At 62.6% G+C, this 24259-nt stretch carries 23 protein-coding genes, 2 pseudogenes and 1 riboswitch; of the genes and pseudogenes, 4 read left to right on the top strand and 21 right to left on the bottom strand.

Translation table 11 applies throughout. The features are described 5' to 3' along the window. Positions 1-14: 14 nt before the first annotated feature. Together ETQ85_RS18895 and ETQ85_RS18890 are read right to left on the bottom strand one after the other, a co-directional pair. Positions 15-683: a trimeric intracellular cation channel family protein gene (locus ETQ85_RS18895; RefSeq protein WP_148580636.1), complete on the bottom strand. Its 669-nt coding sequence runs from the start codon at positions 681-683 to the stop codon at positions 15-17. Positions 684-736: 53 nt separating this feature from the next. Then, positions 737-847: riboswitch (glycine riboswitch) on the bottom strand. 210 nt (positions 848-1057) lie between these two features. Then, entirely contained in the window at positions 1058-1909 is an 852-nt protein-coding gene (locus ETQ85_RS18890; protein ID WP_246128819.1) for an EAL domain-containing protein, read from the bottom strand. A gap of 269 nt (positions 1910-2178) precedes the next feature. On the opposite strand from ETQ85_RS18890, the gene ETQ85_RS18885 reads away from it, so the two are divergent. After that, positions 2179-5250 carry an ATP-binding protein gene (locus ETQ85_RS18885; RefSeq protein ID WP_148580635.1) on the top strand — a complete coding sequence of 1024 codons (3072 nt, stop codon included), beginning with the start codon at positions 2179-2181 and terminating at the stop codon, positions 5248-5250. 144 nt (positions 5251-5394) lie between these two features. Here the strand turns inward: ETQ85_RS18885 and ETQ85_RS18880 are convergent, their stop codons facing one another. From ETQ85_RS18880 to ETQ85_RS27480, 19 genes and pseudogenes are all read right to left on the bottom strand, one after another. Then, the gene (locus ETQ85_RS18880) at positions 5395-6069 is read right to left on the bottom strand and encodes a dihydrodipicolinate reductase C-terminal domain-containing protein (RefSeq protein WP_148580634.1); all 675 of its coding nucleotides are present in this window, start codon (positions 6067-6069) and stop codon (positions 5395-5397) included. 455 nt (positions 6070-6524) lie between these two features. Beyond that, positions 6525-7271 carry an ABC transporter permease gene (locus tag ETQ85_RS18870; protein WP_187394771.1) on the bottom strand — a complete coding sequence of 249 codons (747 nt, stop codon included), beginning with the start codon at positions 7269-7271 and terminating at the stop codon, positions 6525-6527. Then, positions 7271-8509 carry an ABC transporter substrate-binding protein gene (locus ETQ85_RS18865; RefSeq protein ID WP_148580633.1) on the bottom strand — a complete coding sequence of 413 codons (1239 nt, stop codon included), beginning with the start codon at positions 8507-8509 and terminating at the stop codon, positions 7271-7273. Before ETQ85_RS18865 ends, ETQ85_RS18870 begins: the two co-directional genes overlap by 1 nt. A 29-nt stretch (positions 8510-8538) precedes the next feature. Continuing rightward, positions 8539-9345 (bottom strand): ABC transporter ATP-binding protein, encoded by an 807-nt coding sequence (locus ETQ85_RS18860; protein WP_148580632.1) that lies wholly within the window; start codon positions 9343-9345, stop codon positions 8539-8541. Beyond that, a complete protein-coding gene (locus ETQ85_RS18855; protein WP_148580631.1) occupies positions 9342-10427 on the bottom strand; it encodes an acyl-CoA dehydrogenase family protein in 1086 nt (361 codons plus the stop codon). The genes ETQ85_RS18860 and ETQ85_RS18855 overlap by 4 nt, the downstream gene beginning before the upstream one ends. Next, the gene (locus tag ETQ85_RS18850; protein ID WP_148580630.1) at positions 10424-10984 is read right to left on the bottom strand and encodes a carboxymuconolactone decarboxylase family protein; all 561 of its coding nucleotides are present in this window, start codon (positions 10982-10984) and stop codon (positions 10424-10426) included. Before ETQ85_RS18850 ends, ETQ85_RS18855 begins: the two co-directional genes overlap by 4 nt. A gap of 93 nt (positions 10985-11077) precedes the next feature. After that, entirely contained in the window at positions 11078-12001 is a 924-nt protein-coding gene (locus tag ETQ85_RS18845; protein WP_148580629.1) for an AraC family transcriptional regulator, read from the bottom strand. 24 nt (positions 12002-12025) lie between these two features. Continuing rightward, positions 12026-12253 (bottom strand): helix-turn-helix domain-containing protein, encoded by a 228-nt coding sequence (locus ETQ85_RS18840; protein ID WP_148580628.1) that lies wholly within the window; start codon positions 12251-12253, stop codon positions 12026-12028. Continuing rightward, a complete protein-coding gene (gene epsC / locus ETQ85_RS18835; protein WP_148580627.1) occupies positions 12250-13218 on the bottom strand; it encodes a serine O-acetyltransferase EpsC in 969 nt (322 codons plus the stop codon). Before epsC ends, ETQ85_RS18840 begins: the two co-directional genes overlap by 4 nt. Continuing rightward, positions 13215-14192 carry a cysteine synthase A gene (gene cysK, locus ETQ85_RS18830; RefSeq protein ID WP_148580626.1) on the bottom strand — a complete coding sequence of 326 codons (978 nt, stop codon included), beginning with the start codon at positions 14190-14192 and terminating at the stop codon, positions 13215-13217. Before cysK ends, epsC begins: the two co-directional genes overlap by 4 nt. A gap of 132 nt (positions 14193-14324) precedes the next feature. Beyond that, positions 14325-15011, bottom strand: coding sequence for an RBBP9/YdeN family alpha/beta hydrolase (locus ETQ85_RS18825; RefSeq protein WP_148580625.1), 687 nt, complete (start codon positions 15009-15011; stop codon positions 14325-14327). Positions 15012-15113: 102 nt separating this feature from the next. Continuing rightward, positions 15114-16121, bottom strand: coding sequence for a sulfate ABC transporter substrate-binding protein (locus ETQ85_RS18820; RefSeq protein WP_148578749.1), 1008 nt, complete (start codon positions 16119-16121; stop codon positions 15114-15116). 116 nt (positions 16122-16237) lie between these two features. After that, entirely contained in the window at positions 16238-17719 is a 1482-nt protein-coding gene (locus tag ETQ85_RS18815; RefSeq protein WP_148580624.1) for an MBL fold metallo-hydrolase, read from the bottom strand. Positions 17720-18024: 305 nt separating this feature from the next. Further along, positions 18025-19356, bottom strand: a complete 1332-nt coding sequence (locus tag ETQ85_RS18810; protein ID WP_187394770.1) for a phenylacetate--CoA ligase family protein — start codon at positions 19354-19356, stop codon at positions 18025-18027. A gap of 115 nt (positions 19357-19471) precedes the next feature. Further along, the gene (locus ETQ85_RS18805) at positions 19472-20308 is read right to left on the bottom strand and encodes a MetQ/NlpA family ABC transporter substrate-binding protein (protein WP_148580623.1); all 837 of its coding nucleotides are present in this window, start codon (positions 20306-20308) and stop codon (positions 19472-19474) included. A 44-nt stretch (positions 20309-20352) separates the two neighbouring features. Then, positions 20353-21018 (bottom strand): methionine ABC transporter permease, encoded by a 666-nt coding sequence (locus ETQ85_RS18800; RefSeq protein WP_148580622.1) that lies wholly within the window; start codon positions 21016-21018, stop codon positions 20353-20355. After that, the gene (locus ETQ85_RS18795) at positions 21011-21859 is read right to left on the bottom strand and encodes a methionine ABC transporter ATP-binding protein (RefSeq protein ID WP_148580621.1); all 849 of its coding nucleotides are present in this window, start codon (positions 21857-21859) and stop codon (positions 21011-21013) included. Before ETQ85_RS18795 ends, ETQ85_RS18800 begins: the two co-directional genes overlap by 8 nt. 160 nt (positions 21860-22019) lie before the next feature. Further along, the gene (locus ETQ85_RS18790; RefSeq protein ID WP_187394769.1) at positions 22020-22358 is read right to left on the bottom strand and encodes a DUF2325 domain-containing protein; all 339 of its coding nucleotides are present in this window, start codon (positions 22356-22358) and stop codon (positions 22020-22022) included. A 102-nt stretch (positions 22359-22460) separates the two neighbouring features. Beyond that, positions 22461-22670: pseudogene (locus ETQ85_RS27480) on the bottom strand (IS66 family transposase); the annotation flags it as partial. 70 nt (positions 22671-22740) lie between these two features. Here ETQ85_RS27480 and ETQ85_RS18780 point away from each other — a divergent pair. The 3 genes and pseudogenes from ETQ85_RS18780 to tnpC all read left to right on the top strand — a co-directional run. Beyond that, complete coding sequence (locus ETQ85_RS18780; protein ID WP_246128818.1) at positions 22741-23118, top strand: transposase; 378 nt, start codon at positions 22741-22743, stop codon at positions 23116-23118. After that, positions 23115-23444 (top strand): IS66 family insertion sequence element accessory protein TnpB, encoded by a 330-nt coding sequence (gene tnpB / locus ETQ85_RS18775; RefSeq protein ID WP_222862210.1) that lies wholly within the window; start codon positions 23115-23117, stop codon positions 23442-23444. Before ETQ85_RS18780 ends, tnpB begins: the two co-directional genes overlap by 4 nt. Positions 23445-23528: 84 nt before the next feature. Continuing rightward, positions 23529-24259: pseudogene (tnpC, locus tag ETQ85_RS18770) on the top strand (IS66 family transposase); the annotation flags it as partial.

Here is a 24259-nt window from a genome sequence, read left to right as displayed (position 1 = left end):
TTTGCATCGGCCTGCTAATCCCATCGCTGCTGATAGGAGAAAGTCGGGAGCTTCCAGCCAAAGCGCAGCGCCAGCATGCGGAAGCCAAAACCGACGACAAAACACACTACCGTATTGAGGTCGGAATCGACTCCCAATGTCTTCAATCCGAGAAAGAGCATGCAAACGAAGAGTGACACGCTGGCATACAACTCCCGGCAGAAGACAACAGGCACCTGATTGCAGAGCACGTCGCGCAGAATTCCCCCGCATATCCCCGTCAGCATGCCCGCCATGATGATGACAACCACAGGGTAATCAAGTTGCAGGGCGACATTGCAGCCAATCAGGGAAAACGCCACCAGCCCCATCGCATCCAGCATCAGGAAGACGCTTTTCATATGATGCATGAAGCGGGCAAGCAAGGTCGTGGCCAAACCGGCCAGAATAACCAGATATACATATTCGGGATGTTGCGTCCAGCCGATTGGAAAGTTTCCCAGAACAACATCCCTGATGGTTCCACCTCCCAGGGCGGTCACAAATGCAATCACGGCCACCCCGAAGATATCCATGTTGCGACGTCCTGCGGCCAACGCACCGGACATGGCCTCGGTGGTGATGGCGACCAGATAGATGACCAGCAACAGGTCGAATTGCTTGGTAGCGAGAGGCTGAAAAACGTGGGCGAGATTTTCCAACATAAGGAGAGACTCCATCAAATATCAGAAGCACTCAAATTGAGTGCTTCTGTGACGCCTCTCCCCCTGTCCTTTTACCTGAGAGTTTGAGCCCAACAAGGGCTTGCCCCTTCGGTGAGTTGCCAGGCGTCAAAACGCCCAGAACTTCTCTCCAGCCGGCGAATCATTTCTGCGGTTCAGCATGCCTGAGCGATTATGGGAGTTTGCGCCTTCGGCGGAGTCTGGAAGTCCAGGGCTCTCTCTCCCGCAGATGGGTGGATTATCGTGATCTTGTGGATTGCCTGTCAATCAGCGACAAATCGTGCCAGCGCGCCTTTGACGAAGGACGCTCGCGCATTGACCGGGCACCGGTTTAACGCGCGTCCCGGGTCAGGACGCTAAGCGTTGGTGCGGGCTTGGCAGGGTTTTCTGCACACGAATGATTGACAGACGGGATTTGGACGCGCGATCAAATAGCCCTGGAACCAGTTTGCACTGCTCTCCCTGGCCACCTGGAGTTGCTGCGCGTTTTCTATGCACTGGCTGACAACCAGCATGCCGACATTCCTGATTTCCGCGCTCAATTCCAACAGAACCCGCCTGGCCAGATTGAGGTGACCGGCACGACCGATCAGGCATTGATCGAGCTTGACGATGTCCGGGGCAAGCGCCCGAAGCCGCTCAAGATCCCAGGAGTAACGGCCGAAATTGTCGATCGCAACCTGATACCCTTTCGCGCGATAGCGGGCGATGGTGCCGGCAAGCCGAGCCACTGGCGCGAAGCCGTCGTCGGAAAACTCGAAAATGATTTTCTCCGCACTCAAGCCAAAGTTCGACGCAATCGAAGCGATGATGTCGTCCTGGAATGCCGGCAAGGAATGAGGGCTGACATTCAACGCAAGGAAGCCGTCATGCTTGCCGCGCTGGAGTACGAAGTTCAACGCATGCAAGGCATGGGCAAGGCGATCCAGTTGAAGGAGTTCATGGTCGCAAACCTGCCTGAAAATCATTTGTGCCGGCAGCCCCTGACCTTCAGGTGCAATCTCGTGCAAAAAGGCCTCATGGCAGACTATCTGATCACGGCGATTTACCTGCGGTTGAAACAGAGTGCTGAAAACACGCCCTTTAAAATGCGCGCACACTCGCCCGTTTTCAAATTCAAGCCCGTCTTCATTGCTCCAGACAGGGGTCTGGCGGAGTCGCATGTTGAAATAGCGTACGAGATCTGCCAAGGGCACGATGGATTCCATAATGGCTGCATTGACCGGAATAAGATTGGGAGTGCAATGTCGTGCGCTTGCTGCAGACCCTGGCTGCATTTTCTCGAATATAACGCCCTGTCATTCCCTCGGTAATCCAGAAAAACTAGTAATGAAACTAATCAATAACTACTAGTTTTCCGGCCCCGCATGCACCAGAATACTCGTCACGGCGAGCAACCCACGGCAAGCGGCACCGACCAGTCTCTCCGGAGCCTGCCAAGTGCCCGAGGTACGCCAACGGAGGTCATAAGGTATTCGTGGCCCTCAAGACAACAACCAAACTCAGCATGCCCAGCACGATGAATATTTATCATCGATACATCGGAAAACTCGCGGCCATCGTCATGGCGCTCTGCGGCGTTGTTTTTCTGCTTTCAGCCTGGTCCTTGCATCGAAGCTACAATAACCATCAGCAAAACGCCGAGACCGCCACCCAGAACGTCACCCTGCTGTTGTTGAACCAGATCGGCGGGACATTTGACGAGGTCGATAGAGCCCTGCTGACCTTGGCGTCCAACTTCTCGCACTGGGATAACTACAAACGAGAGTCCCGGACATTCATTGAGGAGCAAGTCAGGTTTCACCTGGCCCTGCACCCTGAGCTGGCTTCCATTCGAATAGCCAACGAGCGCGGTGAAGTCACCCACGGATTTGAAGGGGGCCTGCCACAGCCAGGAATTGGTATTGTCGACCGCAGCTACTTTCAACGGCACTTGAATGACAAAGAGGCAGGGCTGGTCATCAGCGAGCCCCTGAAGGGAAAGATCAGCGGCAAATGGGGGCTTATTTTTTCCCGCCGCCTGTCCAATTCGGACGGGAGCTTCGCCGGAGTGGTGATTGCCAACGTCAAAATTGATTATTTTCTTGAGCGCTTCAAGGCCGTCAAGCTGGGGAACAAAGGCTCTGTCGCCCTGAGGGATGAAAAACTGGGCGTTATCGCGCGCTACCCCGATGCCGGGGGCAATACTGCGATCAGCGCCAATGTCATCTCTTCCGACTTCCGGGATGCGCTCAACGCCAATCCAGCCGTTGGAACCTACATCAGCAGAGTCACAAGCATTGACGGCATATCCCGGGTTCACACATATCAAAAGCACGAAAAGTACAGCTTTTATGTCAATACCGGCGTAGCCCGGGATGAACTCCTGGCTGGCTGGTACAAGGAAGTAAAGATAACGCTGCTCCTGGCCACGCTCTTTTGTATCAGCCTGATAGCCGTCGCCGTTGTGCTGGCCCGCGCTCATCGCCAAAACGATGATGCAAATGCCGAATTGAGAGAAAGCGAACAACGCTTCCGCTCGCTCTATGAGTCCATGTCCGAGGGTCTGGCCATTCATCAGATGGTGTTCGATAGTGAGGACCGCGCTATCGACTACCGCGTCCTGGAAGTCAATCCCGCGTTCGAGTCGATTACCGGACTTAGCCGACAGACGGTCGTGGGACGGCTGGCAAGCGAAGTCTATGGCATTCTGCCAACCCTGTTTTTGGACACTTACTCCCGCGTTGCGTCGAGCGGCAACGCGGAACGCTTTGAGCACTGGTTTGAATCCATCGGGAAGGGATTTGCAATCTCCGTTTTCAGCCCCGCAAAGGGAAAATTCGCGACAGTCTTTGAAGACGTCACATCGCGGATGCGCGCCGAGCAGGAGCAAGAGCGACTATCCCGAGCCCTGCGCCTGCTGAGTCAGTGCAATTTCGCGCTGGTCAGAGTCGAAAGCGAAAAGAAGCTGTTCGAAGATATTTGTCGCCTGCTGGTCGAAACCGGCGGATATGTCATGGCATGGGTCGGCATTGCAGCAGATGACGCAGAAAAAACGGTTTGGCCGGAAACGCATTACGGATGCGAGGAAGGCTACCTCGACGGTATTCACATCTCCTGGGATGAATCCCGGGAAAGCGGCCGCGGACCAACCGGCGTGGCGATCAGGACTGCTACAGCACAAGTTAATTCAGACATCCTGACCAACCCGAGCATGCTTCCATGGCGTGACCTGGCGATTCGCCATGGTTATCGTTCAAGCATTGCCCTGCCACTCCTTGTTGGCGGAAAAGGCATTGGTGCAGTAATGATTTATTCCGCAGATGCCAATGCTTTCGCCAGCGAGGAAGTCGCGCTCCTGGAAGAACTGGCGGCCAATGTGACCTTTGGCATCCAAGCGCTTCGCAATCGCATGCAGCGAGAGTCTGCGGAAGCCGCCAATGTCGCCAAGAGCGCATTCCTGGCCAACATGAGTCATGAAATCAGAACGCCGCTCAATGCCATTTCAGGCATGTCGTTTCTGATTCGCCGTTTTGGCGTTTCGGATGAGGTTGGCGACAAACTCGGAAAAATAGAAACAGCCAATCGCCATCTGTTGCAAATCATCAACGACATTCTCGAGCTGTCTAAAATTGAAGCCGGAAAATTCATGCTGGAGGAACGGCATGTAAAAATTGCCGCCGTGGTGGACGACGTGGTCTCGATGCTGCAAGACCGTGCAAGAGAGAAGAATCTCGAAATACAAATAGAAATAGGACCTTCCGACCTGCATCTGCTGGGGGACCCGACGAGATTGCATCAGGTTCTGCTGAACTATGCCGGCAACGCCATCAAGTTTACCGAACGGGGAAAAGTGATCATCCGAACCCATACGGAGGACATTGGCCACCAGAAGGCGCTGGTGCGCTTTGAAGTGGAAGACACGGGGATCGGGATTCAACCAGAAGCCCTCACCCGGTTGTTTACGCCTTTCGAACAGGCAGACAACTCCACCACGAGACAATACGGCGGCACAGGACTTGGACTTGCAATCGCCAGGAAGCTTGCCAACTTGATGGGTGGCGATGCTGGCGTTGAGAGTGCCATCAATCAAGGCAGCAAGTTCTGGTTTACTGCCATATTAAAGCAGACCTCGGCACCAGCCTGCAGCGCGGCGCTTGCGGAAAATGACTTTTCGGCGGCACACCTTGCCGAATGCTATGCGGGGCGCAGGGTTCTGCTGGTCGAAGATGATTTGGTCAGCCAGGAAGTCGGCAGAGAACTCCTTGAGGAAGTAGGACTGCATGTGGACCTTGCAGACAACGGCCTGGACGCCCTGCAAAAAATCAGCATTGAAGCCTATGACCTGGTTTTTATGGATATGCAAATGCCGAAAATGGGCGGACTGGAAACCACCAGAATCATTCGCACGCAATCGCATATGCGTGGCTTGCCGATCATAGCAATGACAGCCAATGCATTTGCAGAAGACCGGGCTCAGTGCATGGCAGCCGGCATGAGTGATTTCATGTCAAAACCGGTCGTACCGGAGAAACTGTATGCACTTGTAGCCAAGTGGTTAAAGCCTTAGCTGCACCGCCGAATGGAATCAGATTGCGCTTAGAAGTTTCCAGCCAGTGGTTCATGAAATATAACGTTTGAGTGCACCGGACGGCACCGGTACTTGACGGGGAAGTCCTTAGAATCCAGTTAGGCAGAGCCTAGCTTGAACGCACTAAACCCAACCGTTTTCGATGAACTCGTTAATTGAGTACACGCGGCTCTGCAATTCCCGCTGTTGTATGGCACTAATTATTTGCTGGACCCCACTTGCGTAGGGTGAATCCCCGTACACACGCGTTTCCATGGAGATCGCGCATGGCCCGTCATGAATTTCAATCCGGTGAAAGGCGTGCCGTCCCAGATGGTCTTGCGGGATGTTGAGATCCCTTGCCTGCTGAGAGGTGTTGCGTACAGAGATGATCTCGGATGCGGCGACGCCAAGCGCACTGGCCATCGAAACGGCGGTGCCTGGAACAGAGGTTTTCGAAGCCTGATGGGACTCGGTAATGCGGATTTGACTCCCCTTGAACAGGGCTCCCGAGCGTTCCAGCATGCACATGAACTTCAGCATGAGGATGTTCGTGTTGGGGCACAACACGATGGGGAAGCTTGGCTGGGTACCTTCAAGTAACGACCCCGTGGCCAACTCCACGAGAACGGATGAGGTTCGCTGACAGAAGCTGGAAATGCTGCCGATCTCGCGACCGGAGCCGGCATGCACAACGATGACGCGTCCCTCGGTGGCAGCCTCGCTCAACCATGGAGAGACAGCTAACTCGTTGTTCGGGCTGAGCTTGTCGAGCAACTCTGTTGCGAGTTTCCCTGTGCCCGCAATGAAGACCTGCATTGATTGTTCTTTCGCGTAGAAGTGAAGAGGAGCCTGACTTTTTGCATCGTGCCGTGGACCCTATGCAATATCAAGCCTACCAGCCATCTGAACCCTCATCGCAGGAACGTCGCAACGACCCAGCCGCCCCTTAATCCTCTTCCGATAGCCCACAATAACGTTCTGCTCCATCAGATTAACGTTCTGCCCCATCAGATTAACGTTCTGATCTCGATGCAGGCGGTGCGGGATGATGTTCTGGCTGCTCTTTCCATATCGTTTGCACTTTTTCTTGGTTCCTGACCGCGGGCTGCCGTCCTAAAGTCCCTGCGTATTCGTACCAGGAGCTTCCGATGAACTGCAGCCCGACAGTATCGTCATCGAGACGCCGCTGGAGGCCAGTGCGCAGCCCGAGTTGCTGACCCTCGTGCTGCACAACTACCGGGCCAACGGCTTTCGGGTGGCGGATGGCGGCCTCAGGCGTGCAGCCAGCGCCAGTGCAGGCTGCGCGCGGCATGATCGAGCAGGTAGCCGAGAAAGCCGATCACCAGGATGGCCGCCATCAGGTCCGAGTAGGCCAGGCGGTCACGGGAGTCGAGGATGAAATAGCCCAGCCCGGCCGACACGCCGAGCATTTCGGCCGGCACCAGCACGATCCAGATGATGCCGATGGCCAGGCGCACGCCAGTAAGGATCTGGGCAGTGATGCCCGGCAAAATCACGTGCACGATGGTCTCGCGACGCGTCGCCGACAGGCTGCGCGCCAGCAGCAGCCAGTTCTTGTCGAGCTGGGCCACGCCGGCGGCGGTGTTGAGGAGAATCGGCCACACCGCCGCAAAGGCCAGCAGGAAGTACACCGGCGCATCGCCCACCCCCAGCACCATCACCGCCAGCGGCATCCACGACAGCGGCGAGATCATCCGGGCAAACTGGAACAGCGGCGTGGTGCTGCGCGAGAACAAGGGCGACAGCCCGGTGAGCACGCCCAGCGGAATGCCCAGCACCAGCGCAATCACCAGCCCCACGCCAACCCGCTGCAGGCTGATCGCCACGTGTTCCCACAGATCGTGCCCCTGCAGCAGCAGCCACAAGGCTTCAAGGGTCGGCAGCGGTGCAAAGCTGGCGGCAATCGGGGTTACCGACGTGAGCCAGCCGGCCCCCGCCGCCCACAGCAGCGCGGCCGCCAGCAGACCGACAAAGGGAAGCAGAACGTTCACCACCATCACACCGCCAGCACTTCCTTGCGCAGCAGGTCGGCCGGCAAGCCGAAGGCCGACGGCCCGCCCACCGCGGCGATGGCCTTGCGCACGAAGCGGTCATCCACCAGATCGCGGGCCGCAAAACGCGGATCGAGCCTGGCCAGGAAGGCGTTGTCGCCCTCCACCCTGGTCTTTTGCAGGACGCGCACCAGTTCCTCGGTGTACGACGGGAAGGGATAGGGCTGGAAGTCGATGCGGCGCTGGTACCAGCCCTTGTTGCGGGCCGCACCGCTGGCCTCATAGGCGGCATAGTCGGTGGTGGCCAGCACCTTGGCGAGCACCTGCGGGCTATGCGGCGTGTAGCGGTGATCGTCGCTGCCCGACAGCAGCTTGGCCGCTTCGAGCTGGTTGCCGCGCGTCCATAGCTGCGCCTTGACGATGGCGTTGGTGACCCGCTGGGCCCACTCGGGGCGCTCGACGATGTCGCGCTCGGCCAGGAAGGTCACGCAGCAGGCGTGGTTCTTCCACACGTCGCCGGACAGGCGCAGCACCTTGCCCACCCCGGCCGTCTCGGCGGCGGCATTGAAGGGTTCGGCGACGATGAAACCGGCAATCGACTTGCCGGCCAGTGCCGAGACCATCTCGGCCGGCGCCAGCACGACGAGGTTAACCTCGTTGGGCTTGAGCGCGGCGTCCTTGCTGCGCGTTACCGCCACCAGCCCATTGGCTTGCAGAATTTGCTGCAGGATCACGTTGTGGATCGAATACCAGAAAGGCACCGCCACCGTCTTGCCGCCCAGTTCAGCCACGCTGTTGATGTTCGGCGCCACCGTCAGGGCCGAGCCATTGACGTGGTTCCACGCCACCACCTTGGCCGGGAAGCGGGTGCCGTAACGCACCCACAGGGTGGCCGGCGAAAGCAGGTGGATCACATTCACCTGGCCTGACACGAAGGCTTCAATGACCTGTGCCCAGCTGCGAAACAGGCGCGGCTTGTCGGCGTGCAAGCCTTCCGCCTCAAAAAGCTTGCGCCCGTGGGCCACCAGCAGCGGCGTGGCATCGGTGATGGGCAGGTAGCCGATCTTCACCGGCACATCGCTGCCGCTGCCCTGGGCCAGCGCATCGCCGGCCGACAGCAGCGGCGAGGCAATGCTGGCTGCGGTGAGCGCCGACAGGCGCAGAAAGTCGCGGCGGGTCATCCCGCAGTCGCAATCGGACGACTGGCAGATATGGATGGCACGTGAAGCAGGCTTGTAGTCCATGAGAGTCCTTTAATGTCAGTCACTGTGAGTCAGGCGTGGCGCAGGGCGCCGAGAATGGACAGGCGCAGTGCGGTAACCTCGCTGGGGAAGTCTTCCCGCGGGTGAGGAATGTCCACCGTCCATTCCTGCACCAGATGGCCGGGGCGGCCGCCCATCAGCACGATGCGATCGGCCACCAGGATGGCTTCGTCGATGTCGTGGGTAACCAGCAGCGCGGCGGTGTGCCAGCGGTGCACCAGATCCACCAGCAGGGTCTGCATTTCGGCGCGAGTGATGGCGTCGAGGGCCGAAAAGGGTTCGTCGGCAAACAACAGTTCGGGCTCTCGCGCCAGCGCCCGGGCCAGCGCGGCTCGCTGGGCCATGCCACCGGAGAGCTGCGCCGGAAAAGCCCCTTCCCTGCCCTTCAGGCCCACCGCCTCGATGGCCGCGGTCACGCGCTGACGACGGCTTTCCTGGTCGCTGGCCGGCTGATGGGCAAAATCGAGGCCGAAGCCGACGTTGCCCGCCAGGTTCAGCCACGGCAGCAAGCTGGGCTGTTGAAACACCAGCGCGCTGCGCGGATGAGGCCTCGTCTGCGGCTGATCGAGAAAGCGCACATCCCCGGTGGCCGGGGCCTCCAGGCCGGCCAGCACGCGCAGCAGCGTGGACTTGCCGCAACCGCTGCTGCCCAGCAACGCGACAATCTCGCGACGGCGGATCGACAGCGACACCTTCTCGAAGATCGTACCGACGCCCGCGTGGGCAAAGCCCACATCGCGGGCCGCCAGTACGGTCTGCCGGGCAGCAGGGTCGGCCGGCTCGACCAGCGCCGCAACAGGCACCAGTGGCGCGTTCATGCGGCCCTCAGGGCGGCCTGGCGCACCAGCTCACCGTGGAGCTGAGTCAGGCTCGGCGTGACCACCGGCACAAAGGCCGCTTCCAGCCAGCGCCGGGCAAACTCGCCGGTCGTCTCCACCAGATAGGCCCGCCCGCCGGTGGCATCGAGTTCCAGGTCCATCGCCTGGCGAACGATGCCGGCCAGGCGGATGCGCACCTTGAACAGCGGCGCGGCCTGCTCGGCAAAGCTGCCGCTGGCGAGGCCCTCCTTCAGTTCCTCGATGGCATGGGCCAGGCCCGCTTCCAGCGCGTCGATGCGCGACTGCAAGCCGGCACGCACGGCACTGCCGGAGGCCTTGGCGGCACCGATGCAGGCCCGCGCCAGACCAATCGACATGCCGCACTGCAGGCTCAGGAAGGCCGGCCGCACGCGGGGCAGAAAGCGGCGCGCATCGGCGTGGATCAGCTCGCCGGCTCCCGAGGCCACGCCGTCGATGAGAATCGCCGCGGTGTTGCTGCCGCGCAGGGCCAGCAGTTGCAGATCGTCGGTGCGGGTGATGCCCGGTGTGTCGGCAAAGAAGGCCACCACCGCCGGCGGCTGACCGTCGGTGGGCTCGACGGCGGCGGCCACCACGTAGCCGGAACGGCGCAGGTTGGTCACCCACGGCAATTTGCCGTCAAGGCGCCAGCCGTCGGCCTCCGGCGTGGCAGCAATCGACAGGCTTTCGATGCCCGACAGGAACTTCATCGCGTTGGAGAGGCCCGTGGCGCCGGCCAGCTCGCCCGCCAGCAAGGCCGGCAGGCTGCGTTCACGGAGCGCCTCGTTGTCGCTTTCGAGCAGATAGCCGATGAAGCAGCGCTGCCCCCAGAACACGAAGGCCGCCGTCAGCGAGTGCTCGGCAACGCGGGCAATCGCTTCGGCCGCATCCCAGGTGGAGCCGCCAGTGCCGCCCAGTTCCACCGGAACGCCGATGCGGAAGAAGCCAGCCGCGCCGAGCACCGAAATGGCGTCGTCGGCGTGGGTGCTGCCTTCGTTGAGCGAGGCGGCATGAGCCGCGGCCCAGGCCAGCGCGTCGTCCTGCGTGCGGATGATGGTGTTCATGATTCCAGCGCCCCCGGGGCAAAGGCTTGCAGTTGCGGATTGATGTCGGTGCCGGCCAGGTTATTGGCGAAGTTGCACAGGGTCGCCAGGCTCACGCCGAGGATCACTTCGAGCACATGTTGCTCGGTGAAACCGGCGGCCACAAAGTCGGCCAGCTCGCCCTTGGCGACCTTGCCGCGGGTCAGGATGACGGCGCGGGTGAAGGCCACCAGGGCATCGAAGCGGGCGTTGCCGGTGCTGGCGCGCTCCTGCAGGGCACGCACCAGATCCCGTTCAAGGCCGGCCTTCTTCAGCGCAATGGCGGTGTGGCCGGCCACGCAGAAGTCGCAGCCATGCACGCCGGCGACGGTGATCTGCACCACTTCGCGCTCGGCCAGGCTCAGGCTCGAACGGGCATTGATGCCCGACACGGTAAGGTAGGTTTCGAGGGCCACCGGCGCATTGGCAAGCACGCCGATCAAGTTGGGCAGGAAGCCGTTGTTGGTGATCACCGTGTCGATGAAGGCGCGGCTGCCCTCGGGGGCGGTGTCGGGGGTGTGAACAGTCAGTCGGGTCATGGCGGTCTCCGCAGGGTTCGTTGATGGGGTCCATTCTCCCCATCGCGCGCGCGCTTCTCTATGCACGGGCGTCGCTGCTTTTTGCTCAATCGTCTAACCGGGGGCATGCAGCACCGGCACGCGACGGGCACGCTGGAAAGCCCCCGGCTGCTCGCCGATCACCTTCTTGAAAGCCCGCGTGAAGGCGGCCTGGGAGTTGTAGCCCACGTGCTCGGCGGCGCGCAGCACGCTGTCGCCGCCCTGCAGGCGCCGGGCAGCAATCTTCATGCGTACCTGCAGCAGAAACTGGGCCGGCGGCTGACCGCTGGTCTCGGCGAAATGCCGGCAGAAGCTGGCCCGCGACATGCACGCCACCCGCGCCATGTCCTCCACCGACCAGGGCTTGCCCGGCTCGCGCAGCAGGTCGTCGAGCAGGGGTGCGAACTCGGAACGCCGGGCCACGGCCAGCAGGCCGCCAGCCACTTCGTCGCGGCGGGCCACGTCGCGAATCACATAGAAGAACAGCAGTTCGGTGAGGCGCTCGATGAGCGGCGACGGGGTCGTCTCGTCCCGCTCGGCCTCGCTGAGGATCAGGTCGAAGAGCGGCGTCACCGCCCGCAGTGCGGCCGAGTCGGAGCGGATCACCACGTAGTCGGGGAAGGCACTGCGAAACAGCTCGCCGAGCAGCCCGCGAAACTGGAAGAAGCCACAGGCCAGCCCGCAGGCGCCGGCCACCGGCGGATTCATCGGCAGCATCGGGCGCGGCTGGCACCCGGTGCCGGCACGGGCATCGGGCGTCAGGCTGTGGGGAATGTCGCGCAGCAGGAACACGCCTTCCCGCTCGCGCAGCAGGATCGGCGCCTGCCCTTCGAGATGCAGCCAGGATTCGCCGCGCAACACCAGATGGAAGCTGGCCCGCTCACGCCCGGCCGTCGAGGCCCGCCACGGGCCGCAATACTGCCCGACATGAAAAATCGTGGTATCCAGTTCCAGCCCACTGACCAACCAGTGGGCGAGTCGATCGGTATCGGTGCTCATCGGTGCGCTTTCAGACTTGAAGAATCAAAGGCGCCAGTCTTCGCTTTGCTCCAGCAGCGCCGTGGCCGTCATCCCCAGCCCGGCGGCCAGCTTGACGACGGTGGCAAGGGACGGCATGGCGACACCCCGTTCGATGTCTCCGGCAAAGGAGCGGCTCAGGTCCGCCTTCTCGGCCAGCACTTCCAGGGACCAACCCTGGGCTTCCCGCAGGCGGCGCACGGTCGCGCCGAAGCGCTTGTGCAGATCGTTCATGCGGCGCGCTGCTCCGCGCCGGACACGCCATGCTGCAGGCTGGCCTGGCTGATCTGACTGTGCGGCGGCACGCTGTGGGTAAGCCACACGTTGCCGCCGATGCTGGAGCCCTGGCCGATGGTGATGCGGCCGAGCACGGTGGCGCCGGCGTAGATCACCACGTCGTCCTCGATCACCGGGTGGCGCGGCAGCCCCTTCTCGAGCCCGCCGTCCGAGCCGATCTGGAAACGTTTGGCGCCGAGGGTGACGGCCTGGTAGAGGCGCACCCGGTTGCCGAGCACCGCGGTTTCGCCGATCACCACACCGGTGCCGTGATCGATGAAGAAGCTGTGCCCGATGGTGGCGCCCGGATGAATGTCGATGCCGGTGGCCGAATGGGCCAGCTCGGCAACGATACGGGCGATCAGCGGGGCACCGAGGCGATACAGGCGATTGGCGATGCGGTGATGAATGACGGCCAGGATGCCCGGGTAGCACAGCACCACTTCATCGACGCTGCGCGCCGCCGGGTCGCCGTGGAAGGCCGCTTCCACATCGGTATCGAGCAGCTCCCGGATCGACGGCAGCGTGGCGGCAAACTCGCCCACCAACGCAATCGCCCGGCTGCGCACGGTTTCCGGGGCCAGATCGCCATGACGGTCCTGATAGGCCAGTTCCAGCCGGACCTGTTCGAGCAGGCCGTGCAGCGCTGCATCGAGGGTGTAGCCAACGTAGAAGTCTTCGCTCTCCTGGCGCAGGTCGGCGGGGCCAAGGCGCATTGGAAACAGCGCCCCGCACAGTTGCTCGACGACCTGACCAAGCGCTTCGCGGGACGGAAACTCGCGTCCGCCAAACTCCTGGCTGCGCCCCTGGGCTTCGCGCCAGCGCTCGCGCACCGCATGCAGCCCGGCCACGATGCCCGGCAGGTCCCAGTGGCCGGTGGTGGCCTGGCTGGATGCCAGGGCCGACTCATGCCGCAAACTCATATCGGCAGCCCCGCCGCGTCGAAGACCCCTTCAAACAGGATCGAGCTGAGGTAGCGCTCGCCGGAGTCGGGCAGCACCACCACGATGGTCTTGCCGGCGTTCTCCGGGCGCCTGGCGAGGCGTACCGCCACCGCCACGGCCGCACCGCTGGAAATCCCAGACAGAATGCCCTCCTCCTGCGCCAGGCGGCGCGCAAACTCGACGGACTCTTCATTGCTGACCTGCTCGACCGCGTCCACCAGCGACAGGTCGAGCACGCCCGGCACGAAACCGGCGCCGATGCCCTGGATCTTGTGCGGGCCGGGCTTGAGCGGTTCGCCGGCGCGGGTCTGGGTCAGGATCGGGCTGGCCGCCGGTTCGACGGCCACCGACTGGATGGCCTTGCCGCGACCCTGTTTGAAATAGCGCGACACGCCGGTGATGGTGCCGCCGGTGCCCACGCCGGACACGAAGATGTCCACGTTGCCGTCGGTGTCATCCCAGATTTCGGGGCCGGTGGTGGTTTCGTGGATGGCCGGGTTGGCCGGGTTCTTGAACTGCTGGAGCAGCACGTATTTGTCGGGGTCGGAGGCGGCGATCTCTTCGGCCTTGGCCACCGCACCGCTCATGCCCTTGGCCCCTTCGGTGAGCACCAGCCTGGCGCCGTAGGCGAGCAGCAACTTGCGCCGCTCGATGCTCATGGTTTCGGGCATGGTCAGGGTCAGCGGAATGCCCCGCGCCGCCGCCACAAAGGCCAGGGCGATGCCGGTGTTGCCGCTGGTCGGCTCGACGAGTTCCTTGCCCGGCCCGAGCAGCCCGCGCTTTTCGGCGTCCCACACCAAAGCCGCACCGATGCGGCACTTGACCGAGTAGGCCGGGTTGCGGCCTTCAATCTTGGCCAGCACCGTGGCGCCGGCACCGTCGGTAACCCGGTTCAGTTTGATCAGCGGGGTATGACCGATGGACAGGGCGTTGTCCTCAAACCACTTGGGCATGGAAATCTCCTAAGGAAAAATCAAAAAGATGGAAGGCACCTTAACCCTGCCCGACAGGGTGACGAACCAACAATATTTCAGTAGGTTTGCAGGCAAAAACGAATAAGCATTGCAGCAAGACTGCTATTCGTTTCAGGTAGAAAGATCGGTAAACACTTCCCAGTCGAAACGGGTCCGGTGACGCAGGCGTGCCAGGGCGCCGCGCTTGCCCCGGTTGGTGACCTTGCCTTCATCAAGACTGCCGAGCGGCAAGCCGGTATACGACTGGCGCAGACCGTGCAGAATGCCGAGGCCCTCAGGCCACGGACCGTGCCCCGAGTCCACATTGATGTGCCCCGCCTGCCCGGCGTCGACCACGACACTGCCCCAACAGTCGGCCCAGTGCAGGGTGCGCTCGAAGCTGGCCCACAGGTCGTTGCGACTGGCCACAACGATGCTCGGCACGCCGATGGGTGCCGACGGAATCCACGACGACAAACCGCCACGGTCGGCAATCTCGCGACCGTCGCGCAGCCCGAAGGCGGTGAAGCGCTCCGGGTCGGGCGGCGCCACCAGCAACAGGCCGGCGACCCGCTCGGGACGATCGGCAGCCGCCACTACCGAAGCCAGACAGCCGTAGCTGTGGGCAACGATCCACACCACACCCGGCGCCTCGTCGATTTCACGCCGCACTTCGGTGGCCCAGCGCGCCAGAACCGGTATGTGCCAGTCGATATGCCGCACCCGGCGGGCGTCGGGAAGACGTCCTTCCATCCAGCTCTGCCAGTGGTCGGGACCACTGTTGTCGAGTCCGGGAACAATCAGGGTGGTCTGCAGCACGTAAGAAATCCTGAGGGGCCAGATGAAAAATGCGCCAGACCAAAGGCCCGGCGCACAGGGTTGCGGAAAGACTCCGGCCACTGGCCGGAGCGTGCCCGATGCTTACTTGACGCTGATCTGGTCGAACACCCCGCCGTCGGCAAAGTGCGCCTTCTGGGTCTTGGCCCAGCCACCAAACACGGCGTCGATGGTGAACAACTTGACCGGCGCAAACTGCCTGGCGTACTTGGCGGCAATTTTCGGGTCGATCGGGCGGTAGTAGTTCTTGCCGGCGATCTCCTGGCCTTCGGGCGAGTACAGGTATTCGAGGTAAGCGGTGGCCACCTTGCGGGTGCCGCGCTTGTCGACCACCTTGTCCACCACGCTCACCGGCGGCTCGGCCAGAATCGACAGCGACGGGGTGACGATGTCGAACTTGTCCGGACCCAGCTCCTTGACGGCCAGGTAGGCTTCGTTTTCCCAGGCGATCAGCACGTCGCCGATGCCGCGCTCGGCAAAGGTGGTGGTGGAGCCACGGGCGCCAGAGTCGAGCACCTTCACGTTGGCGAAGAGCTTCTTGACGAAGTCCTTGGCGGTGGCGTCATTGCCGCCCGGCTGCTTGAGCGAGTAACCCCACGCGGCCAGGTAGTTCCAGCGCGCGCCGCCGGAGGTCTTGGGGTTCGGGGTGATCACCTCGACGCCCGGCTTGACCAGATCGTTCCAGTCCTTGATGCCCTTCGGGTTGCCCTTGCGCACCAGGAACACGATGGTCGAGGTGTAGGGCGAGGCGTTGTGCGGCAGGCGCTTCTGCCAGTCGGCCGGAATCAGCTTGCCGTTGTCGTGCAGCGCATCGACGTCGCTGGCCAGGGCCAGGGTCACCACGTCGGCTTCGAGGCCGTCGATGACGGCGCGGGCCTGCTTGCCCGAACCACCGTGGGAAGCCTTGAAGGTGACGACTTCATTGTTCTTGGCCTTCCAGTACTTGGCGAAGGCGGCGTTGTAATCCTGGTAAAGCTCGCGGGTCGGATCGTAGGAGACGTTGAGCAGCGTCACGTCCGCCTGGGCCAGACTGGAAAAACCGAGGACGAGCGCCAGGGAAACAAGGGAACGACGAGCAAGACGGGATTTCATGAGAGTGCCTGTGAAGTAACGATGAATGAAGAAGAGTCTAGAGACGCGATTGCGCTTAACGAACCAAGAAAAATTTGAATGCTTATTCCTGATCGGCTGATTTCCAATCCAGGATTTCAGCGGGCCGCATTGACCTGACCGATGGCGGTGCGCAGATCGGCCAGCGTGACCACCCGCGGCCCATGCAGCGCAGCGATCTGTTCCACGTCCAGCTTGAGCTTCTGGATGTTGTCGTAGAGGTTCACCGAGTACGGGTTGGGGCTGGCCGGTGCCGGCACACCGGCAGCCGTCGGGGTGTAGGCATCGGCTTCAATGAGGATCTTCTCGGCTGGCAGGTAGATGAAGGCGAAGGCGTCGCTGTGGCCACTACCGGCCAGCGGATGAATCTCGATGCTGCGCTTGCCGTCCGACAGCACGTGCTTGCCCGAGAAAGTCTCGAAGCGCGCCGGCTTGCCCGAGCGGGCCAGACGATCCGGGCTGAGCTTGCGCGGAGTGGCCCAGGCCTTTTCAAAGTAGGCACGGTTGGCGTGGGGCGTGACGATGCTTGCCCCCTCATCCACAAAGGTGCGCAGGCCGCCGGCGTGATCGAAATGCGCGTGGGTGTTGATCAGGTACTTGATCGGCTTGCCGGGGATGGTTTCCTTGACCTTGGCGATCACGGCCAGGGAACGCTCCTCGTTGAGCGGTGCCTCGACGACGACGACGTGGTCCTTCTGTTCGATGGCAACACTGTGGTGGGTGCCACCGGTGAGGAAGTACACGCCTTCGGCCAGCGGACTGGCGAGCACCTTGATCACCTGCGCCGGGGCACTGGCGATCTCCTGCGGCACGGTGATGCTCACCGCGGGGTTGAGCCGGACTTCGGCCACCTGCAGGTCGAGCACCGGATACCCGCCCTGACTGCGCTCGATACGGGCCGGGAAGCGCACGCCGCCGAAATCCTTGTAGCCGGAGAAGCGGGTTTCCACGAGGGTGTCGCCAAGCACCGGGTTGTCGACCCAGGTGCGGATGCGTTCGACCTGGTTGCGGGCATTGAGGGTGCCGACAAAACGGTACTTGCCCTCCAGCGCGAAAGACACTTCACTGCTGCCTCCGGCCCGGGTGGTCGCCCGTGCCTGGTTGGCTAGCGCGGCCTTCAGGAAGCCCTGCGGTGTAGCCCAGATTTCGGCAGCCCGTTCGGCCACGGCAGCCGGCTGGGGCACAGCCGCTGGCACAGTCCCCTGGGCCGGTGCCGTGGTGGGCAGGTTCCAGGCGTAGGGGCCGCTTACATACTGATCGACCCGCTGCTCCACCGGCGCCGGACGCAGACGCCCTGCTTCGATGGTCTGGCTGCGGGTGATCTGAACTCGCGCGCTGGCGGCGGTGTAGTCGATGTCGGCCACGTAGCGGCTCACGTCGAAGCGCGGCCACGCCAGGGACGGGTCCGGCGCCTGGCCAAACTGGAACCAGCGACCACTACCGGCAAACTGGATCGACTGCACCCCCTCAACGTCGAACGCCTTTGCTGCCGCCTGCAGACTTTGGGCGTGGGCAGGTGCGCTGATCACGAACGACAGGGCGGCAGTAACACCGATGAAAGGAAGAATGGCTTTGCGCATGAAACCCCCGGAGCGGTAGGTGAAAGATGCCTTCACTTCGGCAACTTCCATACCTGCCGGCCGAAATGGCCGGACAGGGCTGCGCAAGGCCTGATCCTGCAAGGGTTTCCACGGCTCAGCAGGCCACATCGACACCCCACTCCGGGGGACTGACAGTGTTGCCGGACAAACAGCCATTGCTGGATTTTCAGCACCCCTGACGCGCGTGGTGCACCGCATCCCCGTGGGTCGGACTTCAGTCCGACTCGCCTGGCTGAGCGTGCGCTGTCGGACTGAAGTCCGACCCACGGGAGTGCTTCATGCGCTCAGCCCCACACGCCGCTGCGGCGGTCTTCGACGCGCCTGGCCTTGTGGGTGGCACGGGGCAAGGTGTCGGCGGGCAGGATCTTCACCACCGCGCTGACGCCGGTAATCGACTTGAGCTGTCGCCCGAAATGATGGGCCAGGTCTTCGTCACGGCCGCTGAAGGTGGCGCTGCGTTCCACTTCCACGGTAAGAACATCCAGATGGTTCTGGCGCTCGACGATCAGCCGGTATTCACCGGTCAGATCGTGATCACGGCGGGCGATGGCTTCCACGTCGCTGGGAAACAGGTTGGCGCCCTTGATGATCAGCATGTCATCGAGCCGCCCATGCACGCCCTGCAGGCGAATCGAGGTGCGTCCGCAGCCGCAGGGTTCGGACGTGAAGGAGACGATGTCGCCGGTACGGAAGCGCACCATCGGGCGGGCGGACTTTTTCAGCGTGGTGAGTACCATTTCGCCACGGGCGCCCTCCTCCACCGGCTCGTTGGTGTCCGGGTGCAGCACCTCAACGAGGATGTGGTCCTCGGCCCAGTGGAGGCCGTCCTTCTCCTCGCACATGCCGGCGCAGGAGCCGAAGATATCCGACAGGCCGTAGTAGTCGTACACCGAGGCGCCCCACAGGGCTTCGATGCGCTGGCGGGTTTCGGGGATCGAGCCGCCGGGCTCGCCAGCCACGAAGATGCGCCGGATGGCCAGATCCTTTTTAAGATCGATGCCCTCCTTCACCGCGGTTTCACCCAGGTACCAGGCGTAGGACGGAGTGGTCCAGATGGCGGTGACCTGGAACTGCTTCGCAATCGCCAGCAGGCGCTCGGACGGCACCGTGCCGGCGTGGATCGACAACGCACCGAGCTTCTGCGCCCCCAGCACGCACGGCCCGCCGACGAACAGCGAGAAGTTCAGCGAGTGGGCGTAGCGGTCTTCCGGACGCAGACCCGACGACCAGAACTGGCGCGCCTCGTAGTCGATCCACTCGTCGAAATCCTGCGCGGTGAAAGGCGACGCGGTGGGCACGCCGGTGGAGCCGCTGGAGGCGGAGATGTAAACGATGTCCCGCTCCGGCACCGCCACCAGATCGCCAAAGGGCGGCACGGCTAGCTGGCGTTCGCGCAAGGTCTGTTTGTTGATGAAGGGGAAGCGCCGGATGTCGTCGAGGCTGCGTACCGACTCCGGATGCACCCCGGCCGCATCGAAGCTGGCCCGGTAATACGGAGAATTGTTGTAGGCGTGATGCAGGTGCTTTTGCAGCAACTGCAGCTTGAGGGCGGCCCAGTCTTCACGGGGCTGGGTTTCCAGAGCTTCGTCCCAATAGGGGCGGTGTTGGGTACTCATCAGAATGTTCCTTCGATAAATCCGCGGAGCTACCCCTGTGGGTCGGACTTCAGTCCGACTCGACTGGCTGAGTGTGCGCTGTCGGACTGAAGTCCGACCCACAGGGGGCGCAGTCTTACTGCAGATACGCCGGGCGGGCGTAGCCGGCGAAGTGCTTGTCCAGCGCAGCGCGGTATTCCGGGGTACGGAAGGCGGCGGCGATGTCCTTGGCCCACGGCTTGTCCTTGTCGTCGACCTTCACCGCGACCACGTTCAGGTAATGGTCGGGGGTCTTTTCCAGCACGACGGCTTCGGTCAGTTTGAGGCCGGAGGAAATCGCGAAGTTGCCGTTGATGAGGGCGAATTCCACATCATCCAGGGTGCGCGGCAGCTGGGCGGCTTCGATGGGCGTGAGGACCAGCTTGCGGGGGTTCTCGGCCACATCCTTCTCGGTGACCTTCAGCGGATCAAGGCCAGCCTTCACCTTGATGAGCTTGTTGGCTTCGAGGAAGACCAGGGCGCGGGCCAGGTTGCTGGGATCGTTGGGCAGCGTGATCCGATCGCCGTCCTTCACGTCGGCCAGGCTCTTGCGCTTCTTGGAATAGAGACCCAGCGGGGCGATCGGTGCCTTGATGATGTCCACCAGGTTGAGGCCCTTGTCGGCCGAGAACTTCTTCAGATAGATGATGTGCTGGAACAGGTTGGCATCCAGCGAACCCTGCGCCAGGGCCAGGTTGGGCTGCACGTAGTCGTTGAATTCGACGAGCTTGACGGTATAGCCCTTCTTTTCGAGCACCGGCTTGATGCCAAGCTTGAGCTGGTCGAAGTTGGAGCCGGCGGTGGCGCCGAGGGTCAGGGTTTTCTTCTCCTGGGCGTGGGCCGTGACGGCACCGAAGCCGATGGTGGCTACCAGGCCGACGGCAGATGCGATGGACAGCAAACGCTGGGTGAAGTGGCGGCGGGTGGTGTTCATGGGTGTTCTCCTGGCAAGAATGGTCTGGTCTGTTTTATTGGGGTTCAACGCTTGTCCACGTGCCGGGCGAACCACTGGCCGAAGAACTGGATGCTTTGCACGAGCACGACGAGCAGCACGATGGTGATAAGCATCACGTCGGTCTGGAAACGGTAGTAGCCGTAGCGAATGGCCAGATCGCCAATACCGCCGCCGCCCACCACGCCGGCCACCGCCGAATAAGACAGGAAGCTCACGGCTAACACGGTAACCGCCAGGATCAGCCCCGAGCGGCCTTCCACCAGCAGCACGTGGCGGATGATCTGCAGCGGCGAGGCACCCATCGCTTCGGCAGCTTCGATGACGCCACGGGGCACATCGCGCAGGGTCTGCTCGATGAGGCGGGCGAAGTAGAAGATCGCGGCGATCGACAGGGGCACGCTGGCGGCCAGCGGCCCGATGGAGGTGCCGGCAATGACCCGCGTGAAGGGTGAAATCGCCACCAGCAGGATGATGAAGGGGAAGCTGCGCACCACGTTGATCACGCCATTGGCGATCAGGTTGAAGGCTCGGAAGCGTTCCAGCGACTGACCCTTGCTGGTCAGAAAAACCAGCAGGCCGAGGGCACCGCCGATAAGGATGGCCGCCGACAGGCAGATCGCCAGCATCAGCAGGGTTTCGCCGGTGGCCTTGAGGATTTCCGGCAGCAGTTCGATGAGCGTATCAAGCATGGGCGGCCTCCAGGGCGAAATGACGGGGTGTCGGCTCGTCAGCATCGGTGGCGGGCGACGGACTGGCCGCCGGGCCGACAGCACCAAAATCCGACAGCCAGCTGGCCAATTGCGAACCTTCCGGAATGCGGCCGTCGGCGATATCGAGCTGCTCGACGATGTGCCCACCCTCCATCACCGACACCCGGTGACACAGGCGACGGATCACCTCCATCTCGTGGCTGACGAGCAGGATGGTCACGCCGAACTGGCGGTTGGCGTTGGCCAGAACGCCCAGCAAATCGAGCGTGGTGCGCGGGTCGAGAGCCGACGTCGGCTCGTCGGCGAGCAGCACGTGAGGCTCGGGAGCCAGCGCCCGGGCAATGGCGACACGCTGCTTCTGGCCACCGGACAGACGACCGGGATAGACGTCGGCCTTCTCGGCCAGCCCGACAAAATCGAGACACACCTGCACCCGTTCTCGGATGCGCGCCGGGTCGGCACCGGCGATGCGCATCGGCAGCGCCACGTTGTCGGCAACGGTCTGGTTATGCAGCAGGTTGAAGTGCTGAAAGATCATCCCGATACGGTGCCGCGCCTGACGCAGGCCGGCGGCGGACAGACGGGTGAGGTCGTCGCCATGGACGATCACCTCACCCGCATCGGGGCGCTCGAGCAGATTGACGAGGCGCAGCAGCGTGGACTTGCCGGCACCGGAGAAACCGATGATTCCGTGGATTTCGCCTTGCGGCACACTCAGGCTGGTGGGCTGCACGCCGACGCTACGGCCACCGGGATCGGTGTAGCGCCGGGAGACGTTGCGCAGCTCGATGGCGGGCCGTGAAGAAGCAAGTTTGGACATGGCGCGGTGCAACAAAAACACTGGAAGGGGCAACTTTAGTCCCGCCCTCCCCGCCCTCAAACCAAGTAAAACTGCACTGCTTTGCAAGCGTTGACTGCAAAGCTTTTTACCTTACGTTACGGCAAACCGACTGCCCGCAGACACGGACAGTCGATGCCGCTCAGGACTTGCGCAACACCGTCGCCGTACCCTGGCTTGCGCAACGAACACAGGACAAATCATCCAGCCGCTCCCGCACCTCGGTGGCCGAGTGGCGGCAGAAAACCATGGGAATGCCAAGCTCTTCGGCCTGCTTGCGCACATTGCGCATCAGCATGTGATTGGCGCGGTCGCACATGAACACCACCAGCCCGGTGCGACGGGACAACTGGCGCCGACTCTCCGACGCCTTGCGCCCGGTCCAGTGGTCAATAGCCTTGATGCCGAACTGGTCGGCGACCCTCAAGATTTCACTGCGGATGCCCTCAATGCGATCCGCTCCCACAATCACAGCCTGCATGTCGAACCCTTCCATCAAAGCGCGCCCAGGGCACGAATGAAGTAAGTGTGTCGTGACAGCGCAGCGCACCAAACCAAATTATTCGGCTATGCATTCCACACTCTAGAGTCCGTCATTCGGGTAATGGATGAGTGCCGCCCAGCGCTTGAGGGTGTAGTCGATGGCTTTCGCGCTGGATGACGCGCTCGGTATCTTTCTCCGGCATTGCAGCAACCAGGCCTTGAACGCTTCCAGCAGCAGCGTTGCCTTCTGCTGGCGCAGTGTTTGCCGAGCCTCGGTATCGAGTTCCCGTGCCTCCTGCTCAATGGCGGTAAGCCCCCGGCAAACCCACCTTCCCCCGACCGCTTAGCTCGCTAAACATAGTGTCCACTACGCATTAGAAGTGGACACTTACATGACCATCACCCAGCCCCTCCGTACCCGTCGCACCCACTCTGAAGCGTTTAAGCAGTCCCTGATCGAAGCCTGCGGCGAGCCCGGCGCCTCGGTCGCGGGGGTTGCGCTGGCCAACGGGATCAACGCCAACCCGCTGCGGCGCTGGATGCGCGAGCGAGGCATCGAGCCGCCCGAGTTGTCCTGTCTGCCCTTACGTGTGGCGGCCTCCGAGCCGATGGGCGGCTTTGTCCCGGTGCAGCTTTCCCCAAGCGTTGATCCACCCATCCGCGTGGAACTGCGTAAGGGCACCGCCGTGGTCACGGTGGACTGGCCCGCGTCCTCGGCGGCCGCCTGTGGCGCCTGGCTGCGCGAGTGGCTCGGATGATCCGGGTCGATGCCCTGTGGCTGTCGGTGGCGCCCCTCGACATGCGCGCCGGCATGGATACGCTCCTTGCCCAGGTGGTGCAGGTCTTCGGCGAGGCGCGTCCGCATCAGGCCTACCTCTTCGCCAACCGGCGCGGCACCCGGATGAAGGTGCTGATCCACGACGGCCAGGGGATCTGGCTCGCCTGCCGGCGGCTCAATCAGGGGAGATTTCGCTGGGCCGAAGGGAACGGCTCGCTGACGCTCTCCCAAGCTCAGTTCGACGCGCTGGTGCTAGGGCTGCCCTGGCAGAAACTGAGCGGCGACGGTGCGATCCGGATGATTTGAAGGTCCACCATCGGGGGATGTCCCGATGGCCGTGGCGGTGTTCCAACGGCATGATTTGCCCATGGTTCTCCCCGCCAACCTCCACGCTATCAGGATCATCTGCCGCTGTACCGCCAGGAAGGCATCTTCGGCCGGGCGGGGCTCGCGATTCCCCAATCCACGCTCGCCCAGTGGGTCGGCCAGATGGGCGTGCAGCTTCAAGCCCTGGTCGATGCGCTGAAGGCAGAACTCCTCACCTTCCCGGTATTGCATGCCGACGAGACGCCGGTGGCCATGCTCGACCCGGGGGCCGGCAAGACGCACCGGGCCTACCTGTGGTCCTACAGCATCGGTGCCCACGATCCGGTCCGGGCGGTGATCTACGACTTTGCCGACAGCCGCGCCGGCAAGCACGCCCAGGACTTCCTGGGCGACTGGCGCGGCACCCTCGTCTGCGACGATTACGCGGGCTACAAGGCCTTGATCGCCAAAGGCGTGACGGAAGCGGGCTGCATGGCCCACGCCCGACGCAAGTTCTTCGAGTTGCAGGAGCACGGGCAGAGCCAGATCGCCGGCGAGGCGCTGGAGCGAATCGCTGCCTTCTACGCCATCGAGCAGCAGGCAAGGGAGCTGGACGCCGAAGCCCGCCAGGCGTTACGGCAGACCAAGGCTAAGCCGCTGCTGGAGGACTTCAAGGCTTGGTTGCTGGCGTGTCGGGGCAAGATTCCCAACGGGTCATCCAGCGCCAAGGCCATTGACTACACCCTCAAGCGCTGGGCGGCACTGACCCATTACCTGACGGATGGCCGCGTGCCCATCGGTAGAGTCGAGATGTG

This window comes from Zoogloea oleivorans (assembly GCF_008107625.1).
GTDB lineage: Bacteria > Pseudomonadota > Gammaproteobacteria > Burkholderiales > Rhodocyclaceae > Zoogloea > Zoogloea oleivorans.
Note: the sequence above shows the minus strand (reverse complement) of the source record. Positions and strands in the feature narration are given on the sequence as shown.